Genomic DNA, 2,751 nt, shown 5'->3' with positions numbered 1-2,751 from the left:
GGCAGACCCGAGCCGCCGGCGCGCTGAGCGGATCGGCCTGCGTCCTCGCCCACAACAGCCAGACCGCGATCACGGACGTCCCGGTCGCCAGCACCACGCCGATCAGCCGGTCGGGCAGCTGGGCGGGGGGAGCGGGCGAAGATACCGGCAGGATGAACGCCAACAGCAGCGACGTCGTGGCGCCGGCCAGGACCGAGCTGACCACGCCTGAGAAGAGCACGACGAAGCCCACCACCAGGGTCGCGGTAGTCGCGATCCAGACCGACCGCGACGCGAGGGTGCCCAGTGAGACCAGCACCAGCCAGGCCGCTCCGAGCGCCGCCTGTGCGCGCAGCCGCTGCACCACGGGGCCGGTGTATTCGACCAGCAAGAGCATCGCGAACGCGCCGAACGCGGCGAGGGTGCCCGTGACCGGCGCGTGGAAGACCTGGGTGCACAGCGCGAAGAGGGACGGCATCACCACCGCGGTCCTGGCCGCCCGCCGCATGGCGGCTAGGCCCGGATCCCGGCGGTGCAACCACGCGGTGAACTGACGCATCTGAATCATCGCAATCCGCCTCGGTGAGGTGGTGGCACGGCAACCAAGCAGTGTCTTCCATCCATCCTGAGCCGCGATGCGCCGCAGTAGGGCGAGAACCTCGGGGCGACGCCACGGGCGGCGGCCACGGAGTGTCCGTCTTGATGGACGGACAGGGCGCCGGCGGCAGAGTTGTAAAGGAGACGGGTGCCGTTGTCGGCCATCTGCTGGACAAGGAACGCCGCAGGACGGGAGAGGCGCCGGCATCCGGCAGGAACGCGGATGCGGCTCCTCGGAGATGGACGGGATGATGAACCAGCTACTTCTGTGGCATCGGATGTTCCGCTGCCTGACCGACCGCCACTGGTAGGGCTTTGTCAGGTTCTGACGCGTAAAGAGAAGGAGGTCGGGGTGGGTGTGGGCAGGACTGGGCGCCCGGTGGCCGTTGAGGCTGCCGGTTGTCCGGGTCTGCCGGTCAGGCTGCGGTCTCCTTCCTTGCTGATGTCCACCCCCGCGCAGCGTTCGTGCAGCACGTCCACGGCCTTGCTCCCTCCCTCGCCGGACAGCCGGGTACGCCGTTCCGGGAGGGCCAGGGTGGATCAGGAATTCTGACGCACGTGCTTCACAGCAACACTCCACGGTTCCCGTGGACGGCCCCAGCACCACGCTGACCTGCGAGCTCACCGGCATCACAGAGGCATCGGTTTCGGTCGGAACGGACACCCCGAGGTTCTCGGACCGCCATCAGCCCACGTCAGGGCAGACAGAAGCACCCCGGCGCGCGCCACGGGATTTACCACGCCTCCGGCGCGCACCGAAGGTGCGCTGGATCGCTGACCTGTATGACCTCACCGCCATGCCGCCCACCCCTTCACCGCGAACCGGTCGCCGACACATCGCACTTCGGCTGCGCCCGGCCCGGGGAAATGCGCGGGGAAGAGCAGGGCGCCCCGGTCCGCGGCCTCTCCCATCACCCGGCGTCGGCTGTCCCGTGCGCGGGGCTCGTCCTCGTCAAAGCTTGGGCAGTCGTCCGGCTCCACGATCTGCAGTGGGCTGTGCAGCAGATCCCCGGCGAACACCGCCCGGTCCGTGTCCGACCGCAGCCATACGACGGAGGAGCCGGGCGTATGGCCGGGGGCGGGCTCGATACGGAGCTGAGCGTCGATGTCGTAGTGGTCGCCCTCCCAGAGCACGGTCTGTCCGGCCTGGTGCACGGGGGCGACGCTGTCCTCGAAGACGTTGGCCATTCGCGGGCCGGAACGGGTTTGGTGTCCGTTGGCCGGGTTCCAGTAGTCGAAGTCGGCGCGCGAGATGACGTACTGGGCGTTGGGGAAGGTCGGTCGCCACTCTCCGTCGTCCGTCAGACGGGTGTTCCAGCCGACGTGGTCGCCGTGGACATGTGTGCAGATCACCGTGTCCACGTCCTGCGGTCGGACGCCTGCTGCGGGGCGCAGGCCTGCGGCCTTGTGATCGATGGTCTGTCCGTCGCGTCACGACTTTCTGTCACCACCGGATGTGAGACAAAGCCGATTACGGGACAGAGCCGAACGATTTACAGTCCCGGCGAACGGCCCTTCCCGGGCCGCCTGGGGTCGGCAAGACGCACATTGCCGTCGCTTTCGCGGTCGCGGCCTGTCGGGCCGGCTGCTCGATCTACTTCACCAGCCTCGACGACATGGTCCGCAACCTCAAAGCCGCCGAGGCCGCCGGGCGTCTGACCAACAAACTCGGCACCTACCTACGGCCCAGCGTCCTCGTGGTCGATGAGGTCGGCTACCAGCCCCTCGAACGCGCCGAGGCGAACCTGGTCTTCCAGGTCATCTCCAAGCGTTACGAGAAAGGCTCGATCATCCTGACCTCGAACAAAACGTTCAGCGAGTGACGTTTTCTCAGCGAAATGATCTACGCGAAGCGGCATGAACCGCTCCATGCGTGAGCAGGCCGGACGGGCCGGGCCCGGCTGCGGACAGACGTAAAGCCCCTGGTAGGACAGGTCTCACCACAAGATCATGTCCGTAACCACCAGAGGCTTCACGTTGGTCACCTATGTTGCCACGCTCGATGTCCCGCGCCACGTCGTGGACCACCTCTCGCGTCTACTGGCCGCGCACCGGCGGCGCATCGGCACTCCGCGCGGCAGCCGGGCGCTCGGCCCGTTCCGCCAGGCCGTGCTGGTTCTGCGCTGGTTCCGCGAACGCGGATGCGTCCACTGCCTGGCCCGCGACGCGGGCATC

Annotated in this window: 4 pseudogenes; 2 read left to right on the top strand and 2 right to left on the bottom strand. The window is 67.9% G+C overall.

The window, feature by feature from the left end:
- Both RH94_RS43145 and RH94_RS12125 read right to left on the bottom strand, forming a co-directional pair.
- Positions 1–547 (bottom strand): annotated as a pseudogene (locus RH94_RS43145) (FUSC family protein); the annotation flags it as partial.
- An 818-nt stretch (positions 548–1,365) separates the two neighbouring features.
- A pseudogene (locus tag RH94_RS12125) lies at positions 1,366–1,962 on the bottom strand (MBL fold metallo-hydrolase); the annotation flags it as partial.
- 125 nt (positions 1,963–2,087) lie between these two features.
- Between RH94_RS12125 and RH94_RS12120 the strand changes: the two are divergent.
- Positions 2,088–2,396, top strand: a pseudogene (locus RH94_RS12120) (ATP-binding protein); the annotation flags it as partial.
- A gap of 130 nt (positions 2,397–2,526) precedes the next feature.
- Positions 2,527–2,751 (top strand): annotated as a pseudogene (locus RH94_RS12115) (hypothetical protein); the annotation flags it as partial.

The sequence above is a fragment of the Streptomyces kebangsaanensis genome (genome assembly GCF_001906585.1).
GTDB lineage: Bacteria > Actinomycetota > Actinomycetes > Streptomycetales > Streptomycetaceae > Streptomyces > Streptomyces kebangsaanensis.
The sequence above is the reverse complement of the archived record's forward strand: the minus strand, read 5'-3'. Positions and strand labels throughout refer to the sequence as shown.